This window comes from Flexivirga aerilata (assembly GCF_013002715.1).
Taxonomy (GTDB): domain Bacteria; phylum Actinomycetota; class Actinomycetes; order Actinomycetales; family Dermatophilaceae; genus Flexivirga; species Flexivirga aerilata.
Map to the genome: position 1 here is coordinate 1,031,844 of NZ_JABENB010000001.1, position 19,502 is coordinate 1,051,345.

At 69.4% G+C, this 19,502-nt stretch carries 15 protein-coding genes; 9 read left to right on the forward strand and 6 right to left on the reverse strand.

The window, feature by feature from the left end; all coding sequences use genetic code 11:
- The first annotated feature begins 10 nt into the window (after positions 1 to 10).
- Complete coding sequence (locus HJ588_RS20135) at positions 11 to 472, forward strand: CocE/NonD family hydrolase (protein WP_171152589.1); 462 nt, start codon at positions 11 to 13, stop codon at positions 470 to 472.
- Entirely contained in the window at positions 361 to 1,653 is a 1,293-nt protein-coding gene (locus HJ588_RS04880; RefSeq protein ID WP_425483544.1) for a CocE/NonD family hydrolase, read from the forward strand. Before HJ588_RS20135 ends, HJ588_RS04880 begins: the two co-directional genes overlap by 112 nt.
- A 21-nt stretch (positions 1,654 to 1,674) precedes the next feature.
- On the opposite strand, the gene HJ588_RS04885 is transcribed toward HJ588_RS04880, so the two are convergent.
- Complete coding sequence (locus tag HJ588_RS04885; RefSeq protein ID WP_246241760.1) at positions 1,675 to 4,527, reverse strand: FAD-binding and (Fe-S)-binding domain-containing protein; 2,853 nt, start codon at positions 4,525 to 4,527, stop codon at positions 1,675 to 1,677.
- 16 nt (positions 4,528 to 4,543) lie between these two features.
- On the opposite strand from HJ588_RS04885, the gene HJ588_RS04890 reads away from it, so the two are divergent.
- The gene (locus HJ588_RS04890; protein ID WP_171152595.1) at positions 4,544 to 5,236 is read left to right on the forward strand and encodes a GntR family transcriptional regulator; all 693 of its coding nucleotides are present in this window, start codon (positions 4,544 to 4,546) and stop codon (positions 5,234 to 5,236) included.
- Between the two features lie 5 nt (positions 5,237 to 5,241).
- On the opposite strand, the gene HJ588_RS04895 is transcribed toward HJ588_RS04890, so the two are convergent.
- The gene (locus HJ588_RS04895) at positions 5,242 to 6,036 is read right to left on the reverse strand and encodes an IclR family transcriptional regulator domain-containing protein (protein WP_171152598.1); all 795 of its coding nucleotides are present in this window, start codon (positions 6,034 to 6,036) and stop codon (positions 5,242 to 5,244) included.
- Between the two features lie 112 nt (positions 6,037 to 6,148).
- Between HJ588_RS04895 and HJ588_RS04900 the strand changes: the two genes are divergently transcribed.
- Positions 6,149 to 7,414, forward strand: a complete 1,266-nt coding sequence (locus tag HJ588_RS04900; RefSeq protein WP_246241761.1) for a hydroxyacid-oxoacid transhydrogenase — start codon at positions 6,149 to 6,151, stop codon at positions 7,412 to 7,414.
- Between the two features lie 10 nt (positions 7,415 to 7,424).
- Entirely contained in the window at positions 7,425 to 8,822 is a 1,398-nt protein-coding gene (locus tag HJ588_RS04905; protein WP_171152602.1) for an MFS transporter, read from the forward strand.
- On the opposite strand, the gene pdxR is transcribed toward HJ588_RS04905, so the two are convergent.
- Positions 8,747 to 10,243, reverse strand: a complete 1,497-nt coding sequence (gene pdxR / locus HJ588_RS04910; RefSeq protein ID WP_212755295.1) for a MocR-like pyridoxine biosynthesis transcription factor PdxR — start codon at positions 10,241 to 10,243, stop codon at positions 8,747 to 8,749. The two genes, HJ588_RS04905 and pdxR, sit on opposite strands and share 76 nt — an antisense overlap.
- A 160-nt stretch (positions 10,244 to 10,403) precedes the next feature.
- On the opposite strand from pdxR, the gene HJ588_RS04915 reads away from it, so the two are divergent.
- From HJ588_RS04915 to HJ588_RS04925, 3 genes are read left to right on the forward strand one after another with little or no spacing between them, the layout of a single operon-like run.
- Positions 10,404 to 11,768, forward strand: coding sequence for an aspartate aminotransferase family protein (locus HJ588_RS04915; RefSeq protein ID WP_171152604.1), 1,365 nt, complete (start codon positions 10,404 to 10,406; stop codon positions 11,766 to 11,768).
- Positions 11,769 to 11,806: 38 nt separating this feature from the next.
- Positions 11,807 to 12,925, forward strand: coding sequence for an alanine dehydrogenase (gene ald, locus HJ588_RS04920; protein WP_171152607.1), 1,119 nt, complete (start codon positions 11,807 to 11,809; stop codon positions 12,923 to 12,925).
- Positions 12,926 to 12,934: 9 nt separating this feature from the next.
- On the forward strand, positions 12,935 to 13,921 hold the full coding sequence (locus tag HJ588_RS04925) for a phosphotransacetylase (protein WP_171152609.1): 987 nt from the start codon (positions 12,935 to 12,937) through the stop codon (positions 13,919 to 13,921).
- Here HJ588_RS04925 and HJ588_RS04930 read toward each other — a convergent pair.
- Genes HJ588_RS04930 through HJ588_RS04940 form a run of 3 tightly spaced genes read right to left on the reverse strand, consistent with a single transcriptional unit; the run spans position 13,914 to position 17,355 of the window.
- Positions 13,914 to 15,524 carry a cobaltochelatase CobT-related protein gene (locus tag HJ588_RS04930; protein ID WP_171152611.1) on the reverse strand — a complete coding sequence of 537 codons (1,611 nt, stop codon included), beginning with the start codon at positions 15,522 to 15,524 and terminating at the stop codon, positions 13,914 to 13,916. The two genes, HJ588_RS04925 and HJ588_RS04930, sit on opposite strands and share 8 nt — an antisense overlap.
- Before the next feature lie 59 nt (positions 15,525 to 15,583).
- Positions 15,584 to 16,543, reverse strand: a complete 960-nt coding sequence (locus HJ588_RS04935) for an AAA family ATPase (RefSeq protein ID WP_171152613.1) — start codon at positions 16,541 to 16,543, stop codon at positions 15,584 to 15,586.
- Positions 16,540 to 17,355: an IclR family transcriptional regulator gene (locus HJ588_RS04940; protein ID WP_343036597.1), complete on the reverse strand. Its 816-nt coding sequence runs from the start codon at positions 17,353 to 17,355 to the stop codon at positions 16,540 to 16,542. Before HJ588_RS04940 ends, HJ588_RS04935 begins: the two co-directional genes overlap by 4 nt.
- Positions 17,356 to 17,539: 184 nt before the next feature.
- On the opposite strand from HJ588_RS04940, the gene xsc reads away from it, so the two are divergent.
- Positions 17,540 to 19,378 carry a sulfoacetaldehyde acetyltransferase gene (gene xsc / locus HJ588_RS04945; protein WP_171152615.1) on the forward strand — a complete coding sequence of 613 codons (1,839 nt, stop codon included), beginning with the start codon at positions 17,540 to 17,542 and terminating at the stop codon, positions 19,376 to 19,378.
- The last annotated feature ends 124 nt before the right edge of the window (positions 19,379 to 19,502 follow it).

Consider the following 19,502-nt stretch of genomic DNA (forward strand, 5'->3'; position numbering starts at 1 on the left):
GGAGCTGAAGATGTCGGTCACGGGCTTGCTTGCCAGCCACGTCTGCCAGCGCCTCTTTCGCCTCGGACGTCCCGAGACGCGGCACGTCACCGTCGAACGTGGCATCGAGGTCCCCCTCGGTGGTGGGGTCGTCCTGCGCGCCGATCGTTGGGCGCCGGAGCCGCTTCCGGCCGCGGCGCCCGTGATGCTGTTTCTCACGCCGTACGACCGCGGCGGCTTCCAGAACGCGATATCCCGCATGGTCGCCGAGCGCGGATTCCAGGCGCTCGCGGTCAGCTCTCGCGGGACCTTCGGCTCGACGGCGGGGCCGTTCGCCCCGGTCACGCACGACGCCGGCGACGGGCTCGCCGTCTCGACTGGATCCGCGCCCAGGACTGGTATCCGGGCAAGATCGTGCTCGCGGGTGCGAGCTACGTCGGCTACACGCAATGGGCGGTTGCGGCGCGCGCCGGGGACGACGTCGTCGCGATGAACCCGCACGTCACCTCCTCGAGGCTGATCCGTTCCACGCTGGAGGGCGGGGTGCCGCAGACCGATCTCGTGGTGCGCTGGGGAGCCATGCTGCACGCCCAGGAGAACGCCGTCGCGTTTGCCCGGCTGCTCCTCGGCATCGGCGCCGGGCGGGTCCGCCGCGCCATGGACGCGAAGCCGACCACCGAGGGGGATCGCCTCGCCTTCGGGCAGCAGTGGCAGTTCATGCAGGACGTCCTGCGGCGCCCCGTCGACGACCCGCACTGGGACGCAGGCGATTTCAGCGCAACGGTGGGTGACATCGCGATCCCGGCGAGCCTCTACGCGGGCTGGTACGACATCTTCCTGCCCGACCAGCTCCGCGACTTCGCGGCGATGCGGGCGGCCGGGCGGGACGTCCGCCTCACCGTCGGCGACTTCACCCACTCAGCGCTCTCCGGCATGGCCGCGTCGCTTCGGGAAACGGTGACCTTCAGTCGTGAGCGCGCCGGGCTGCAGCCTGTCGTCGAGCGCAAGCCGGTGCGTCTTCGACTCATGGGCACCGACACCTGGCGCGAGTTCGACACCTGGCCTCCCGCCGCGACCATGACGACCTGGCATCTCCACGCGGGTGGGGGCCTCTCGGAGAACAGGCCGCCAGAGGTCTCCCAGGACGGCGCGACCAGCCTCTACCGCTACGACCCGGCCGACCCCACCCCCACGGTCGGCGGTCGCCTGCTCCTCAAGGGCGCCGGGCGGGTCGACCAGCGACCGCGGGAGAGCAGGGACGACGTCCTCGTCTTCACGAGTCCGCCACTCGCCGCGGACCTCGACGTGATCGGTCCGCTGTCGGCGACGATCTGGGCGGAGTCGGACGTCCCGTTCTTCGACCTCCACGTGCGGCTGTGCGAGGTCGACGAGCGCGGCCGGTCGTTCAACGTGTGTGACGGCATCGCCAGCCTCCGGTGCACGCCAGGTGCCGGCCCGCAGCCCTACGCGATCGCACTGGCTCCCACGGCTCAGAGGTTTGCGCGTGGCCGCCGCATCAGGGTGCAGGTGTCGAGCGGCTCCCATCCCGAATACCTCCGCAACGCCGGCGGCGACCCGAGTCGCGCCACCGCTACCGAGCTTGTCCCTGCGCTGATCACGATCCACCACGACCGCCGGCACCCGTCCGGCGTCCGGTTGCCGCACCTGTCCTAGGCGACGCGAGCCACCGGTGTCCTACGCGCGGTGCTGCCCGTCCAGCAGCTGTGCCAGGTGTATGCCGTCGGCCCCGGCGAGGTCGCGCAGCTGGGTGCGGCAGGAGAATCCGTCGGCCAGGATCACGTCACCCGGCCGGGCGTCGCGCACCGCGGGCAGCAGGTTGGTTTCGGCGACCGCGACCGAGACGTCGTAGTGCCCACGCTCGACGCCGAAATTGCCTGCCAGACCACAGCATCCGCCGATCCTGCGCACTTCGGCACCGGCCCGGCCGAGCAACGCGGCATCGGCGTCCCAGCTCATCACCGCGTGGTGATGGCAGTGCGGCTGGGCGATGACGCGGGTGCCGGTCAGGTCCGGTGGTGTCCAGCCGTCGGTGCGTTGCAGCAACTCGGCGAGGGTGACGGTCGCGGCGCTCACCACCGCGGCGTCCGGGTCATCGGGCAGCAGCTCGGTCAGGTCATGGCGCAACACAGCGGTGCACGAGGGCTCGACGCCGACGATCGGCGCACCGGCGCGAGCAGCGGGTGCGAGCGTCGAAACCAGTTTGTGCAGAGTCGATTTCGCGGCATCCAGCTGGCCGGTCGAGATCAGCGTCAGGCCGCAGCAGCCGCGGGCGGGTGGCAGCACCGGTTGATAACCGGCATCGCGCAGCACCCGCACCATCGCCTCGCCGACCTCGGGGGTGAAGGAGTCGGTGAAGGTGTCCACCCACAGCAGCGCCGGTCGCTCCACCTCGGGCGTGTATGGCGGGAGCCCCGCACCGGCGGCCCACCGCGCGAACGACACCGGCGCGATGACCGGGATCGACCGGCGCGCGTCCACCCCGCCCGCGGTCTTGAAGACGCCGACCCGGTCGGCCACCCGCATCGCGGCGCGCGACAGGCGCGGGGTGCGCCCGGCCAGCCGCAGCCACTGCGGGAGCCGGCCGAGGGAGTAGTGCGAGATCGGCCGGCGCCGGCCGCGGTAGGTCTGGTGCAGCACCTCGGACTTCATCGACGCCATGTCGATGCCGGTCGGGCAGTCCGACAGGCACCCCTTGCAGGACAGGCACAGGTCGAGCGCCTCGTGCACCTCCGGAGCGGCCCAATCCGCTTGCACCACAGAGCCGTTGATCATCTCCTGCAGCACCCGGGACCTGCCGCGGGTGGAGTCCTTCTCCTCGCGGGTGGCGCCGTAGGACGGGCACATCACGCCGCCGCTGCCGGTGTTGTCGGCGCGGCACTTGCCGACGCCGGTGCAGCGGTGCACCGCCTGGGAGAAGTCCCCGCCGTCGGCGGCCCACGCGAGGGCCAGTGGTGCCGAGCGGTCGCCACGATCGCCGCGGCCGCCCGGTGCGGCGGGAGCCGGGAAACGCAGGTCGGCATCCAGCGGCGCCGGCTCGACCAGCACGCCGGGGTTGAGCAGGTTGTCGGGGTCGCAGAGCTGCTTCGCGGCGCCGAAGAGCGCGAGTGACTTCGCGTCATACATGTGGGGGAGCAGCTCGCTGCGGGCGCGGCCGTCGCCGTGCTCGCCCGACAGCGACCCGCCGTAGCTGCCCACCAGCTTCGCGGCGTCGATCATGAAGGACCGCAACACGTTTCGGGCGTCGGGGCGCTGCAGTGGAAGGTCGAGGCGGACGTGCATGCAGCCGTCGCCGAAGTGCCCGAAGGGGGCGGAGGTGAGGCCGTGGTCGGCGACAAGCGCGTCGAAGTCGCGCAGGTAGCTGCCCAGTTGGTCCGGCGGCACCGCCGCGTCCTCCAAGCCGGGCCAGGCGGGCCGGCCCGCAGGCGAGCGCCCGGCCAGCCCGGCGCCGTCGGCGCGAATCCGCCACAGGGCCGCCGTCTCCGCGGGGGAGGTCACGACGCGCGAGTCGATCGCGCCGAGCGACGAATCCGCTGCAACCGCAGTGGCTCTCGCTTCGACCTCTGCCAGGTCGTCACCGCTCACCTCGACGAAGAGCCACGCGCCGCCGCCCGGCAGGTCGGGCACCGCGCCGTCGCCACGCCGTGCCCGCAGCACGTCGGTCAGGCGGGCATCCAGGCCTTCGCACGCAGTGGGCCGGTGCGCGAGCACGGCCGGTGCGGCATCGCCCGCCGCCGCGATGTCGGGGAAGCCCAGCACGATCATCCGGCGGTGCGCCGGGTCGGGCACCAGTCGCACCGTGGCCTCGGTGAGCACGGCCAGCGTGCCCTCGCTGCCGACCAGGAAGCGCGCGACGTCGCGCTCGCGCTCGGGCAGCAGGTGCTCCATCGAGTAGCCGGAGACCTGGCGGCCGAAACGGCCGAACTGCGTGCGGATGTGGGCGAGTTCGGTGCCGGCGAGGTCGCGCAACCCGGCGGCCTCGGGTGTCGCGGCCGGTTCCACCACGCTCGAGGTGAGCGCGAATTCGCTTCCGGTGCCGAAGAATCCGCGCAGCGCCACGACGTTGTCGACCGTGCGCCCGTAGCCGAGCGAACGCGACCCGCACGCGTTGTTGCCGATCATCCCGCCGATCGTGCAGCGGGTCGAGGTCGACGGGTCGGGTCCGAAGCGCAGGCCGTGCGGCGCCGCGGCGCGTTGGAGCTGCTCCTGCACAACACCTGGCTGCACCCGCGCGGTGCGAGCCTCTGCGTCGACCTCGAGGACCCGCGCGTAATGCCGTGACAGATCCAGCACGATGCCGGGCCCAACCGCATTGCCGGCCACGGAGGTGCCCGCCCCGCGCATGGTGAGCGGGATGCCCTCGGCGCGCGCCGTCGCGTGCGCGGCGGCGATCTCCTCGGCCGAGCGCGGGAACACGACGGCGACCGGTAGCACCCGGTAGAGCGAGGCGTCGGCGCTGTAGGCCGCGCGCGTCGTGGTGTCGTCACGCACCTCGAGCCCGGCGGCGCGCAGGTCGGCAAGCAGAGTCATGGGTAACATGTTACTCATGACTCTGGCGGGACAGGCAGCGGAGCGGGTCCGCGGTTGGCTGTATGACGGGACCATCGAGCGCGACGCCTTCTACTCGGTGCCGCAGATGGCCGATCTGCTCGGAATGTCCCGGTCGCCCGTGCGGGAGGGTCTGCTCAGCCTTGCCGGTGCCGGGTTGATCGAGTTCGTGCCCAACCGCGGCTTCCGCGCGGTGCGCCCATCCGGGCACGACATCGCCGAGATCTTCGCATTGCGCCTCGCGCTCGAGCCGTTGGGTGCCGCGCGCGCGGCAGCTCTACCGGCGTCTGCCGACGTGCGCAACCCCGCGGCGACCTTGGCACTCGAAACGATGAGAACTGCTGCTGTCAAAGGGGATTCGGCACAGTTTGCGTCGGCGGATCAACGGTTGCACGCGGCGATCCTGGAGACCGTGGGCAACGCCCGGATGACCGCTCTGATCGCCGATCTGCGTGACGCGACCAGGCTGCTGGGCGCGTCGACCGCTGGTCGGTCTCGTTCGCTTGCGGAGATCCTCGACGAGCACGAGCCGTTCGTCGCCGCGATCGAGGCAGGCGACGGCGCGCGGGCCGCGATGTCGATGCGGCGTCACCTGATCGCGACCGGCCGGCTCTTGGTGCAGCAGGCCTTCGACGACGGCGACGACGAGGCGTGGGCCGCGTGGGATCGGCTGGTCGACGAGGACGAATGAGGTGCTCAGCCCTGGGCGCGCAGTGCCGCCGGATCGGGTATGACATGGGAGATCTCGCGGGCGGTCGCGACCACTGCCGGGCCGAGCTCTTCGATCCGCTCCTTGCGCATGCGCACTGCGGGCGCCTGGAGGACGACGGCCGCCCGCGCCACCCCTTCGTCGTCCAGCACTGGTGCCCCGACGCACCGGACGCCCTCGACGTTTTCCTCGATGTCGATGGCGTAGCCGCGTTCGCGGATCTGCTCAAGTTGCCGGGCCAGCTGAGAGCGGGTCGCGAGGGTGCCCGGTGCTATCGGCTCGAGCGTCGTCGGTAGACCGGATACATAGTCGTCGCCGGCCTCGCCGAAGGCGAGCATGGCCTTCCCCGATGCGGTGCTGTAGAGCGGGAAGCGAGCCCCGACATACTGCTCGAAGCGCAGCGGGAGGGTCGACTGCACTCTGAGCAGCACGACCGACTCGTCTCCCTCTCGCGCTGCGAGATTGACCGATTCGCAGGTGGATTCGCCAAGTTTGCGGAGCTCAGGGAGTGCCTTGTCGAGGCCGAGGACACGCTCGGCGGCACGGCCTAACGCCACCGATCGCGGGCCGAGGTGGTAGCGGTCGGTGGCCGGGTTGCGACGGATCATGCCTTCGATTGCCAGTGCGCGTGCGATGCGGCTCGCCGTGCCGGCGGTCAGACCGGTCCGGTCGGCAATCTCACCGATGGCGAGTTCGCCACCGGAGGCCAGCACAAAGAGCACGGCGAGCGCTCGTTCGATCGCCTGGGTTCCGGTTGGCGCGCCGCCTGCTGCATTCACCACTCGGCCGACTCTAGCCCGGCCGCGGAGGAGTTCCGCTTTCCGGGAAATCCTTGTGACCTGGGACACATGCACTTAATGTGGCGATTATCACCACATTATGACGGAGGTCAGCATGGCTCTGGACAACGAATCGGTCTTCACCTGGGCGGCGCCGCCGCTGAAGTTCGGCATCGGTGCGCTGCAGGAGGTGGGTGCGGAGGTCGGCAACCGCGGAGCTCGGTCCGTGCTCGTGCTCACCGATCCGGGCGTCGCTGCCTCAGGTGTGCCCGCTCAGGTCGTCGCCTCCCTGGAAGCGGCCGGACTCGACGTCACGCTGTTCGACCGGGTCGGCGTCGAGCCCACAGACGACTCGATCGGTGAGGCGATCGACTTCGCGCGCGCCGGAGAGTACGACGCCTACGTCGCGGTCGGCGGCGGGTCCGCCATCGACACCGCCAAGGCGGTGAATCTGTTGACGACGCACGACGGCGAGCTGCTGGACTTCGTGACACCGCCGATCGGCGCGGGGCGCACGCCCACCGAGCCGTTGCGGCCGTTGATCGCGATCCCGACCACCGCGGGAACCGGCTCGGAGTCGACCACGATCTGTGTCATCGACATGCTCCGCCTGCACCTCAAGGCGGGGATCAGTCACCCGGCGCTGCGGCCGTGCCTGGCGATCGTCGACCCGACGACCACCTTGACGATGCCTGCCGAGGTGACCGCGGCGAGCGGCATGGATGTGCTCTCACACGCTCTGGAGAGCTACACCAGCGTGCCGTTCGACTCCAAACCCGCACCGGAGGACCCGATGAAGCGCCCGGCCTTCTGCGGTGCCAATCCGATCAGCGACGTCTGGTGCGAGATGGCGTTGAAGCTGGTCGGCGCCAATCTGCGGCGCGCGGTGATGAACGGCCGTGATCTGCAGGCGCGCACCCAGATGGCGCTCGCATCGACATACGCCGGAACGGGATTCGGCAACGCCGGCACTCACCTGCCGCATGCGAATGCCTACCCGATCGCCGGCGCCGTCCAGGCCTACAAGGCCGATGGCTACCCCGAGATGCCCATGGTGCCGCACGGCCAGGCGGTCTCGGTCACCGCGCCGCATGTGTTCCGCTGGACCTACCCGGGAGACCCGGCTCGTCATCTGCGGGCCGCCGAGCTGCTCAGCGGCCGCACATTCACCGGCGTCGACGGTGCGGATGCGCTCGCCGGTGTGCTGAGCGAGCTGATGACCGACATCGGGATCCCCACGCGCCTCACGTCATTCGGGTATGGCGCGGGCGACGTCGACAACCTGGTCGCCGGAGCGATGAAGCAGACCCGCCAGCTGTCGGTCGTGCCGCGAGCGGTGACCGCCGAAGCGCTCGGGGACATCTTCCGGGCCGCCTTGTGAGGACTTCGCTATGAGTGACCAGACCGTTCCGAGACCCAGCCGATCGCAGGTGCGCGCAGTGCTGGCCTCCTGCATCATGGGGACGACCGTCGAGTGGTACGACTTCTTCCTCTACGGGGTCGCCGCCGGGATCATCTTCAACAAGCAGTTCTTCCCGGCCGACGACCCGGCGGTCAGCACCCTGCTCGCGTTCGCCACCTTCGCGCTCGGCTTCGTTGCTCGGCCGGTGGGCGGGCTGATCTTCGGTCATATCGGGGACCGGGTCGGCCGCAAACGCACGCTGGTGATGACGATGCTGATCATGGGCGGGGCGACGTTCCTGATCGGCTGCCTGCCGACCTACAGCCAGATCGGGCTCTTTGCGCCAGTGCTGCTGATCGTGCTGCGCCTGTTGCAGGGGATCGCGATCGGCGGGGAGTGGGGCGGCGCCGTGCTGATGTCGGTCGAGTATGCGCCGAAGGGCAGGAAGGCGTTGTTCGGGTCGACGCCGCAGGCCGGCCTTGCACTCGGGCTGCTCCTGGGCACAGGTGTTTTCGCCGCCGCCGGAGCCGTGATGAGTGACTCGGCCTTCAATGCCTGGGGTTGGCGGATCACCTTCTGGCTGAGTCTGGCGCTCGTCGTGGTCGGCATGATCGTGCGCCTCCGGGTGATGGAGACACCGGCCTTCCGCGACATGGAGCAGGGCGACGGCGCAGCTGTCATCCCCGCCAAGGAGCTGCTCGCCGATGCCGAGAATCGTCGAAACCTGTTGCTGGGCATGGGCGCTCGCTGGATCGAGGGTGTCGCGTTCAACGCCTGGGCGGTCTTCTCGATCAGCTACGCGACCGGCACGCTCGACATGGCCCGGCAGCCCGCGCTGCTCGGGGTGATGGCGGCGGCCGGTCTGCTGCTGGTGCTCATCCCGGTCAGCGGCGCGCTCGCAGACCGATTCGGCTGCCGGCGGGTCTATGCGACCGGCGCGGTGCTCGCCGCCGTCGCGCCGCTGCTGGTCTTCCCGTTGATGCACACGCGTGATCCGTGGCTCGCCGGTCTCGGGATCGTGCTCGCGCTTGGCGTCCTCTATCCACTGATGTACGGACCGGAGGGTGCGTTCTTCGCGGAGCTGTTCCCGGTGCGGGTGCGCTACTCGGGGATCTCGGTGGTCTACCAGATGTCCGGCATCTTCGCCTCCGGCCTGACCCCACTCGTGCTGACCTGGCTGCTCGACAGGGCCGGCGGCGGCACCGGGCTGCTGATCGGCTATTTCCTCCTCACCGGAGTCGTCTCCGCGATCTGCACCCTGCTCATCCGCACGCCGGGAGAGCGCTCGAGCAAGCGGTCGGTGCGGTCTGGTCAGGGCAGTTCGCGGATCAGCTCGGCGAGCACCCGCACCCCTGGCTCGATCGCCCGCAACGGGATCGCCACGTAACCGAGGCGGAAGTGACGGCGGGCGTGCGCATCGGCTGCGGGGAAGTAGACATCCCCGGGCTCGATGAGCACGCCCGCACCGCGGGCCCGCTCGGCCAGCACCCGAGCATCGAAACCCTCCGGGCCGCGCATCCAGAGACTGACCCCGCCGGGTGGGAAGCCCTCGGTCGGGAAGGGAAAGAGGCGCTCGACGGCGTCGGTCATGGTCAGCCAGCGTTGCTGCAGCTTCGCCTTTTGCCTGCGCAGCGCGCGGTGGTAGTCGCCACTACCGATGAACAGTGCCATCGCGCGCTGCAATTGCCCTGCAGGGTGGCGCAATTCGTAACGCCGGATCTCCGCCAACTCACGCACCAGGTCGCGATGGGCCACCAGGTAGCCCAGCCGCAGGCCAGGCGACAGGAATTTGGAAAAGGTGCCCAGATAGACCACGTCGCCGCTGTTGTCGAGGGCCTTCAGGGCGGGGCTCGGCCGGCCCTGGTAGCGGAACTCCGAGTCGTAATCGTCCTCGACCAGCACCGTCCCGGCGGCCGCCGCACGCTGCACGAAGTGCAGCCGCCGCTCCATCGGAAGCGTGACATTGGTCGGCGACTGGTGGCTCGGGGTCACGTACGCCAGGTCGATCCCGGCGAAATCCGTTGGAGGCACTGCCCCGTCGCCGTCGACCGACATCGGTCGCAGCGCCGCCCCGGTGCGGGCGAAGATGTGCCGCGCATCAAGGTAGCCCGGGGACTCCACGGCCACCGTGCTCCTGCTGCTCAGCAGGCTTCGCCCGAGCAGGTCCAGGCCGTGCTGCGAGCCGACGGTGATCAGGATTTCCTCGGGCTCGGCCTCGATGCCGCGCGCCGGCAGCAACTGCCGTCGTACGACGTCGACGAGCATCGGGTCGTCCGAGCCCAGACTGTCCTGCAGCGACGGGTAGATGTGCGGGTGGTAGAGCGACTCCCGCAGCGCTCGTTGCCACGCGCGCACCGGGAAACTGCGCACGTCCACCTGCCCGGCAAGGAACGGATAGGGGTAACTCGACCAGTCGGCGACCTTTTCGATGTGCGGCAGCCGGGCGTCCGGGAAGCCACGCGTGCGGCGCGACCAGTCGATGCCGGGCGTGCGGTCAGGCGCGTTGATCAGCGCCGACTGCACGTCGGGATTGACGAAGAGCCCCTTGCGCTCGTGACTGATGACGATGCCCTCGGCGATCAACTCCTCGTAGGCGAGTTTGATCGTGTTGCGGGAGACGCCCAGCTCATCGGCGAGCGCGCGCGAGCTGGGCAGAGGTTGATCAAGGTCGAAAAGCCCAGTAGTCACTGCGTTTTCGAGAGCGCGACGGGCCTGGCGGTAAAGCGGTTCGGCGCTGTCCCGGTCGAGCTGCAACAGCGTGAGCGCCATCCTGATCACCTCCTTCGCGCGGACCCGGGCCTCGGCCATGAAACCAACCCGGTCGGTCCGGCGAGGGCAGGTTCCGCGAATTCGAACTCCCGCCTGCTGGGTCCTGCAACCGGACCAGATCTGGGACTTCTGTGGTCCAGTCTCCCGCCCCATCGTGGTGGGTGCACCGCAAATCGAAAAGCGTCCAACGGAGGTCGTCATGGCTGACACCCGCGCGCTCGCGCAAAGCCACCTGTTCCCACACTTCACCCGTGGCCAGGTGTGGCGCGACAACAGCCTGCCCATCATCGAACGTGGCCAGGGCTGCTATCTGTATGACGACTCGGGCCGCAAGTTCCTCGACGGCCTGGCCGGTCTCTTCTGCGTCAACATCGGCCACGGTCGCAGCGACATACCTGCTGCAGCCGCCAAGCAGATGGAAACCCTTGCCTACTGGACCAATTGGTCCGCGGCACACCCGATGGCGGCCGAGGCCGCGGCGACGATCGCCGGTCATGCGCCGGGTGACTTGAATACCGTCTTCTTCGTCAACTCCGGCTCCGAGGCAGTCGAGTCGGCGGTGAAGTTCGCCCGGCAGTACTGGCGCAGCCAGGGGCAGCCGGAGCGCACCAAGATCCTGTCCCGCGAGATGGCCTACCACGGCACGACGCTCGGCGCCCTTGCCGTCACTGCGATCCCGAAGTACAAGGAGCCGTTCGGGCCGCTCATGCCCGGTGTGCGGCACTTCCCCAACACCCTCGGAGAGCAGGTGCCGGAGGGCGGCACCGCCGCCGACCTGCCGTCGCTGCGCGCGCTGGTGGACATCATCGAGGAGGAGGGGCCGCACACCATCGCCGCGATCTTCGCCGAGCCGGTGCAGAACTCCCGCGGTGCGCTCGTGCCGCCGGATGGCTACTGGCGCGAACTGCGAGCAATCGCAGACCGATACGGCATCCTGCTGGTTGCCGACGAGGTGATCTGCGCCTACGGCCGGCTCGGGGAGTGGTTCGGATCCGCCAAGTATGGCGTGACGCCCGACCTGATCACCTTCGCGAAGGGGTCGACGTCCGGCTACGCACCACTCGGTGGCGTGCTGATCCGGGAACCGCTCGCCCAGGCACTGCTCGACTCACCGTCGGCCGGCATGTTCACCCACGGTGCGACCTGGGGCGGTCACCCGGTCTCGACCGCGGTCGCCCTCACCAACCTCAACGCGCTCGACGAGGAGCAGGTGCTGGCGGGTGTGCGGGGCAACGAGCCGTACTTCCAGCAACAACTCGACCAGTTGGTGCAGGCACACCCGACGCTTGCCGAGTGGCGCGGCACGGGGTACTTCTATGCACTCGAACTGACCGGTGACCGGGAGTCGGGCCGGGAGCTGACCACGGACCAGGCGGGTGCGTTGGTGCGCGAGGTGATGCCAGCTGCCATGCGTGACGTCGGTCTGGTCACCCGCCCGGACGACCGCGGCGCGACCATGCTGATGCTCTCCCCGCCGCTGATCGCCGACCGCGAGGTGCTCGATCACCTCTTCCGGTGCGTCGACTCCGTGCTCACCGCCACCGACAGCTACGTGCGGTCCTGAATCTTCCACATCTGATCGACCAGAAAGCGAGAAATACCATGCGCATCGGCGTCCCCGCTGAGGTGAAGAACCACGAATATCGAGTCGCCGCAACGCCAGCCGGCGTCCATGAGCTGACCGAGCACGGACACAGCGTCTACGTCCAGCAAGGTGCCGGTGAGGGATCGTCGATCACCGATGCCGAGTTCGAAGCTGCGGGTGCCCAGCTCGTGCCGACCGCCGAGGAGACCTGGGGCATCGCCGAGATGGTGCTGAAGGTCAAGGAGCCGATCGCATCGGAATACCACCTGCTGCGCAAGGACCTGACGCTCTTCACCTACCTGCACCTCGCAGCCAGCGGGGAGTGCACCGACGCACTGGTGTCGGCCGGCACCACCGGAATCGCATACGAGACAGTGCAGTTGAGCAACGGCGCACTGCCGCTGCTCTACCCGATGAGTGAGGTCGCCGGCTGCCTGGCGCCGCAGGAGGGCGCGCACCACCTGATGAAGGCACAGGGTGGACGCGGCGTGCTGCTCGGCGGGGTGTCCGGAGTCCGCCCCGCCAAGGTCGTCGTGCTGGGAGCCGGCGTCTCCGGCATGAACGCGATCGCGATGGCGGTCGGCATGTGGGCCGACGTCACCGTCTTCGACACCAACGTCGACAAGCTGCGCGCTCTGGACCGCCGCTACAACGGTCGGGTCAAGACGCTCGCCGCCAACCGGTTCGACATCGACAAGGCGGTCACCGAGGCCGACCTGGTCATCGGCGCGGTGCTGGTCGCCGGCGCACGCGCTCCGCGACTGGTCACCAACGAGATGGTGAGCCGGATGCGTCCGGGCAGCGTGCTGGTCGACATCGCGATCGACCAGGGCGGTTGCTTCGAGGACTCCCGCCCGACGACGCACGCCGAGCCGACCTTCCAGGTGCACCAGTCGACGTTCTATTGCGTGGCGAATATGCCTGGTGCCGTTGCGAATACCTCAACCTACGCACTGACCAATGTCACCCTGCCCTACGCCGTCGCGCTCGCCGACCAGGGCTGGCAGCAGGCGATGCGCACCGACGCTGCCCTGGCCGGTGGCCTGAACACCTTCGAGGGCCGGGTCACCAACGAGGCGGTCGCGCAGGCACACGGTATGGCGTGGACGCCCATCGCCGAGGTCATCGGCGGATAGGGACCGACAATGACCGACTCACTGAGCCGGACCTGGTCCAAGCGGCTCGCGTCGCTTCGACCGGGTCCGGCGACGGTGCTCCTGCCCGAAGGTGATGACCCGCGCGTTCGGCGAGCGGCCACCCAGCTCCTGGAGCACGGCGTCCGCCCGCTGCTGATCGGTCCGTGGCGAGCTGACCTCCCGCGTGCGCTGGAGTGCCGGTCGGTCTACGAGTGCGAGACCAGCGAGGTGGCCGACCGTCTCGATGCGATCGCCGCCCGTAAGAAGTGGACGGGTGACCGCAGGCGAGCCGCTTCGACCGATCCGCTGCTGCTCGCGGCGGCCTCGGTCGGGGTCGGCGAAGCAGACGCGGCCGTTGCCGGTGCGATCCACGCGTCGGGCGACGTGATCCGCGCCGCGCTCACAGGCATCGGTCTTACGGCTGGCAATTCGCTGCTATCCAGTTGCTTCCTGATGCGGCTGCCCACCGGCCGACTCGTCGCATTCGGCGACTGTGCGGTCGTGCCCGAACCCGACGTGGCGGGCCTGACGGAGATCGCGATCGGCACTGCCGGCACCTTCCGCGCGCTTGCTGCGGAGGAGCCGGCCGTCGCGATGTTGTCCTTCAGCACCAGCGGCAGCGCCGACCACGCCAGCGTCCGCACGGTGCGGGACGCGACGACCGCGATCCGCGGCCGCGAGCCGGACCTGCGCGTCGACGGCGAGCTGCAGTTCGACGCCGCGTTCGCGCCCGCCGTCGGAGCCAGCAAGGCCCCCGGATCCCGCGTCGCCGGCCACGCCAACGTCTTCGTCTTTCCCAATCTGGCTGCGGGCAACATCGGCTACAAGATCGCCGAACGCATAGGCGGCGCAGCGGCATACGGCCCGATCCTGCAGGGGCTTCGCGCCCCGATGAACGACCTGTCCCGCGGCTGCAGCGCCGAGGACGTCGTCAACGTGGCGCTGATCAGCGCGCTGCAGGCAAGCGTGCAGGCGCAGGTCGCCGCCGTCAGCTGAGAACGAGGTCGAGCATCGCGTGCACCAGCCCGGTAGGTAGGTCGTCATCCTCGTCGACCACCCGGGTGCGTCGATAGAAGGGACTCAAGTCGGCGCCGATGCCGATCGCGCCGAGCCGCACCTCGCCGGCCTGCTCGATCCGGTCCGCGACAGCCGTCAGGTGGGCATCGAGGTATGCCGAACCCTCCGCGTCCCGGGTCGCCGTCGACATCGGTCCACCGTCTGAGATCACCACGAGCGTCCGCCGGCGCGCGTCCTGCTGCGCGACGACACCGGCCGCCCACTGCAGCGCCTCGCCGTCGACGCCCTCGGCGAAGAGCTCCGGGCGCAGCAACGCGGTGAGGCCGCTGCGTCCACGGGCCCACGAAGCGCCGGGCGGCACCAGGACGAGGTGATGCACGCCGCCCAGCCGGCCTGGATGCTCCGGCGCACCAGCCAGCTTCCAGTCACGCGCTGCGGCTCCACCGTGCCAGTCGACGGTGCTGAAACCGAGCACGGTCAACGGGATTCCGGCCAGATCGAGGCCGCGCCCGATGGTGTCGACGAGCGTCGCGACAACGCGGCCGTGAGTGCGCATCGACCCAGAGCAGTCCAGCAGCAGGGTGACGGCGGTGTCAGGGCGCGCGACGGTGTGCCGGGTGCGGAAGATGCCTTCCGTGCTGCCCGAGGCGATGAAACCGCCGAGCCGACCGGCATCCAGCAGGCCCTCTTCCGCTCCACCGCGCCAGTCATCGACGGTGGGCGCCGACAGCCGGCCGGTCACCACACGGGCGATGCGTTGCGGTGCCACCGGCCGGGGCCGCCTGTCGAGTTCGGCCTGCCAGCGGGCACGTTGGTCGGCCCGACCGATCGTGGTCGCGTCCGTGACCCGGTCGTACGCGGTGGTGAACACGCGGTATTCGGCCAATACGTGGCGCCCCCAGCCGGTTTCGCCGCCTGAGCCGCCAGGTTCGTCGCCGGCGGGCGGCTGCGCCTGTTGCTGGACCAACGGCACGAAACCCAACTGCCGCACCTGGTCGCCGGTCTGCTTGGTCGGCGGGGCGGGGAATCGCGCGGCGAGGACCGCACCGATCAGCCGCGCCTGCTTCGCGAACGCGCGCTGGTCGTGCCGCAACCGGCGCAGCGAGCGCAATGGCGCGCCGATCTCGCCGGCAAGGGCGAAGCGCGTCCCCTCGATCTCGTCCTCCAGCGCCGCCGGGATCGGTATGGCGAGCAGGCGCGATCGCAACAGCACCGCGACCGTGAGCACGTGCAGCCCGAGCTCGGTGTCGACTGCGCCTGCCGCGTGGGCGGTGTCCAGCCAGGCGTCGAACAATCCGTTGAGGTTGCGCACAGTGCCGGGAAGTGTTGCGGGAGTGAGGGATTCGCAACGCAGCTGTTCGGCGAGTTCGACGACCACAGCGGCGAGCGGGTCGGCCGGCAGCAACTCCCCGTGCACCTGCGCGCTGCTGTGGCGTAGCCGGGCGGCGACCGCATCGGCGACACCGGGCCCGAGCCTCGGGTCGGTGACGGGCGCGGTCGCCACGTGCGCGGCCGACACCGGGCTGCCGGTGCCGGTGACCAGCACCTCGCCGCGCCGGACCAGCCGTGGCACCCGAGACATGGCGCGCGCGGCGGCGGCTGTCGTGTCGGGTGACGACCCGCCTGCTCCGGTCGTCGCCGTCATGCCGTCGCCGGCAGCACGTCGTCGAGATCGGCGTCGAAACACCGCTGGAAGAGCTGCGCGACCAGGGCTCGCTCGTCCTCTGCACACTTGTTGGTGAAGGACAACCGGAGGGACCGCGCGACGTCGCCGAAGATCTCGACGTTCTCACCCCAGGCGATCACGGTCCGCGGCGACATCAGTGTCGACAGGTCGCCGGCGGCGAAGGCGGAGCGGGTCAGCGCGGCGAATTGCACCATGCCGCTGACCAATTCGTCGCGACCGACCAGGCCCGGCACCTGGCCCACGACGATCTCGGCCTCGCGCTCGGCGGGCAGGTAGTCGAGCGCGGCGACGACCGACCACCGGTCGAGCTGAGCGTGATTGAGGCGTTGCACCCCGTGGTAGAGCCCGCTGGTGTTGCCGAGCCCGACGGTGTTGGCTGTGCCGAAGAGCCGGAAGCCGGGGTGTGGATGCAGCACGCGGCTCTGGTCGAGCAGGGTGAGACTTCCTTCGCGCTCCAGCACCCGCTGCAGCACGAACATCACTTCGGGACGGCCCGCGTCATACTCGTCCAGCAGGAGCGCGACCGGCCGCTGCAGTGCCCACGGCAGGATGCCCTCGGCGAACTCGGTCACCTGCACGCCGTCGCGCAGCACCACCGTGTCGCGCCCGACGAAGTCGAGCCGGGACAGGTGTCCGTCGAGATTGACCCGCACGCACGGCCAGCCGAGCCGCGCCGCGACCTGCTCGACGTGCGTCGACTTGCCGGTGCCGTGCATGCCCTGCACCAGCACCCGCCGGTTGTGTGCGAAGCCGGAGAGGATCGCCAGGGTGACGTCGGGGTCGAAGACGTATGCCGGATCGATCTGGGGCACGTGCTCGGCCAGCTCCGGTGGCGGCGTTGCCACCGGCACCCGCATTGAGGTGTCGATGCCGAAAAGCTTTCGCACCTGGGCTGTTTCGGGTGCGTCATTCATCTGTTGCCCTCGCGTTCGATCTCGCGGAGTGCCTCGGCGGCCTTGCGCAGTGGCGGCAGCAGTTGCTCCGCGGCGGCGTCGGGGGCGACGCGCAGCACCGGCGCCTGGGCGGCGACACACAGGTTGGACCGCTCCCGACCGCCGGGCACCAGCACGGCGACGCACACCAGTCCGGGCAGGTACTCCTCGTTGTCGATCGCGTAACCCTGTGCGGCGATGCGGTCCAGCTCGGCGCCGAACTCGTCGAGGTCGGTGATCGTGTTGGGGGTGTAGCGCTGCAGCGGGACGTGACCGAGCAGCCGTTGCCGCTGATCGGGGTCCAGCTGGGCAAGGATGCGCTTACCGCTTGCGGAGGCGTGCATCGGCACCCGTGATCCGGGGTGCAGCAGGAAACGCAACGGGGCGTCGGTCTCGACCCGGTCGAGATAGACCACCTCGTCGCCGGACAGCGCGGTGATGTTGCAGGTCTCACCCGTCTGGTCCACCAGATGGCGCAGCACCGCGTGCCGGGCGCCGAACTGCACGGTGTTGAGCATCAGCGTCTCGGCGAAATTGCGCAGCCGTGCGCCGGTGCCGTAGTGCCGGCCATCGGCCTGGCGTACGACGAGGCCGGCGGTTTCGAGCTGTTGCAGCATCCGGTGCACGGTCGCCTTCGGCAGGCCGGTCTCGTCGACCAGGCCCTGCAGCGTGACGAAATGATCCTTGCCGCCGATCAGCTCCAACAACGCGAACAACCGCAGCGCCGGGGTCTCGCCGGTGAGCGAATGCTGTGTTGCCAGAACGGGATTGGCGTCGGTGGCGGGGCTGCTCACGTCATACCTCCGAGTTGTGCCGGCAGTCGGGAGATCCGGAAACCGGCACGTGGTGGTCCGAAAAACGGGATTTCCTTGACACTAAACGATGACGCCTCCTACTGTCCAATGTGTTCAGTAATACCGACCGTGAGGTCCCATTTTTCGGGACCATATCGGCGATCAGCATGAAGGAGTCGAGGCGATGACCGACCTGGCAGAAAACATCGAGGAGCAGGTGCTGGAGACGCAGGTCGCCGGCCGCGGCGAGGCGTTCGGCGTACAACGCATGACGCCGTCGGAGGCATTCGTCGAGACGATGGCCGCCAATGGGGTGGACACGATCTTCGGGATCATGGGCTCGGCCTTCATGGACGCGATGGACATCTTTGCGCCGGCCGGCATCCGCCTCGTCCCCGTCGTCCACGAGCAGGGCGCCGCACACATGGCCGACGGTTACGCCCGGGTCAGCGGCCGGCACGGCGTCTGCATCGGGCAGAACGGCCCCGGCATTAGCAACTGTGTCACCGCGATCGCGGCCGCGTTCTGGGCACACAGCCCGGTCGTCATCGTCACCCCGGAGACCGGCACGATGGGGCAGGGCCTGGGTGGCTTCCAGGAGGCCAACCAGATGCCGATGTTCGCCGAGTTCACCAAATACCAGGGGCACGTCAACAACCCCAAGCGGATGGCGGAGATCACCGCCCGCTGCTTCGACCGGGCGCATTCCGAGATCGGCCCGACCCAGCTGAACATCCCCCGCGACTACTTCTACGGCGAGCTCGAGTGCGAGATCCCGCAGCCCCAGGTGCTCGACCGCGGCCCCGGCGGCGCGCGCTCGCTCGACGAGGCGGCCGATCTGCTCGCCTCCGCGAAGTTCCCGGTGATCGTGTCCGGCGGCGGCGTTGTGATGGCCGACGGTGTCGAGGAGTGCAAGGCGCTCGCCGAGCGTCTGGGCGCGCCGGTGGTCAACTCCTACCTGCACAATGACTCGTTCCCGGCCAGCCACCCGCTGTGGTGCGGTCCCCTCGGCTACCAGGGATCGAAGGCGGCGATGAAGCTGATCAGCCAGGCTGATGTCGTGCTGGCGCTCGGCTCCCGCCTCGGGCCGTTCGGCACCCTGCCGCAGCACGGCATGGACTACTGGCCCAAGGACGCCAAGATCATCCAGGTCGATGCCGATCACAAGATGCTCGGCCTGGTCAAGAAGATCTCGGTCGGCATCTGCGGCGACGCCAAGGCCGCAGCCGAGGCGCTCATCGAGCGACTGGCCGACCGCACACTGGCCGGCGACGCCACCCGCGCCGAGCGGGCCGACCGCATCGCGACCGAAAAGGCTGACTGGGAGCGGGAACTCGACGAGTGGACCCACGAGCGCGACGACTTCAGTCTCGACATGATCGAGGAGGCGAAGGGTGAGGAGGGCAACTGGCTGCACCCGCGCCAGGTGCTGCGTGAGCTTGAGAAGGCAATGCCGCCGCACGCGATGGTGTCGACCGACATCGGCAACATCAACTCGGTCGCCAACTCCTACCTGCGCTTTGAGGAGCCGCGGTCGTTCTTCGCCCCGATGAGCTTCGGCAACTGCGGTTACGCCCTGCCGACGATCATCGGCGCCAAGGCCGCCGCGATGGACCGGCCCGCGATCTCGTATGCCGGGGACGGCGCCTGGTCGATGAGCATGGTCGAGATCATGACCGCGGTGCGGCACCACATCCCGGTCACCTCGATCGTCTTCCACAACCGGCAGTGGGGCGCGGAGAAGAAGAACCAGGTCGACTTCTACAACCGGCGATTCGTCGCCGGCGAGCTGGACAACCCGAGCTTCGCCGAGGTCGCCCGATCGATGGGGGCGCAGGGCGTCACCGTCGACAAGCTCGAGGACGTCGGGCCGGCGCTGCAGGCGGCGGTCAAGGCCCAGCTGGAGGACGGCGTCACCACGGTCATCGAGATCATGTGCACTCGGGAGCTCGGCGACCCGTTCCGCCGGGATGCCCTGTCCAAGCCGGTGCGACTGCTGAAGAAGTACGCCGACTACGTGTGAGGTGTCGGCGCTCCCACCTCATCGGGGGCGGGGGATTGAGGGGCTCGCCTTGCGTCATACCGGCGCGGGGCGGGCCTTTCGCGGCTTGTGGGCGGACACTGGTGTCCTGGATGTGATCTGGCTC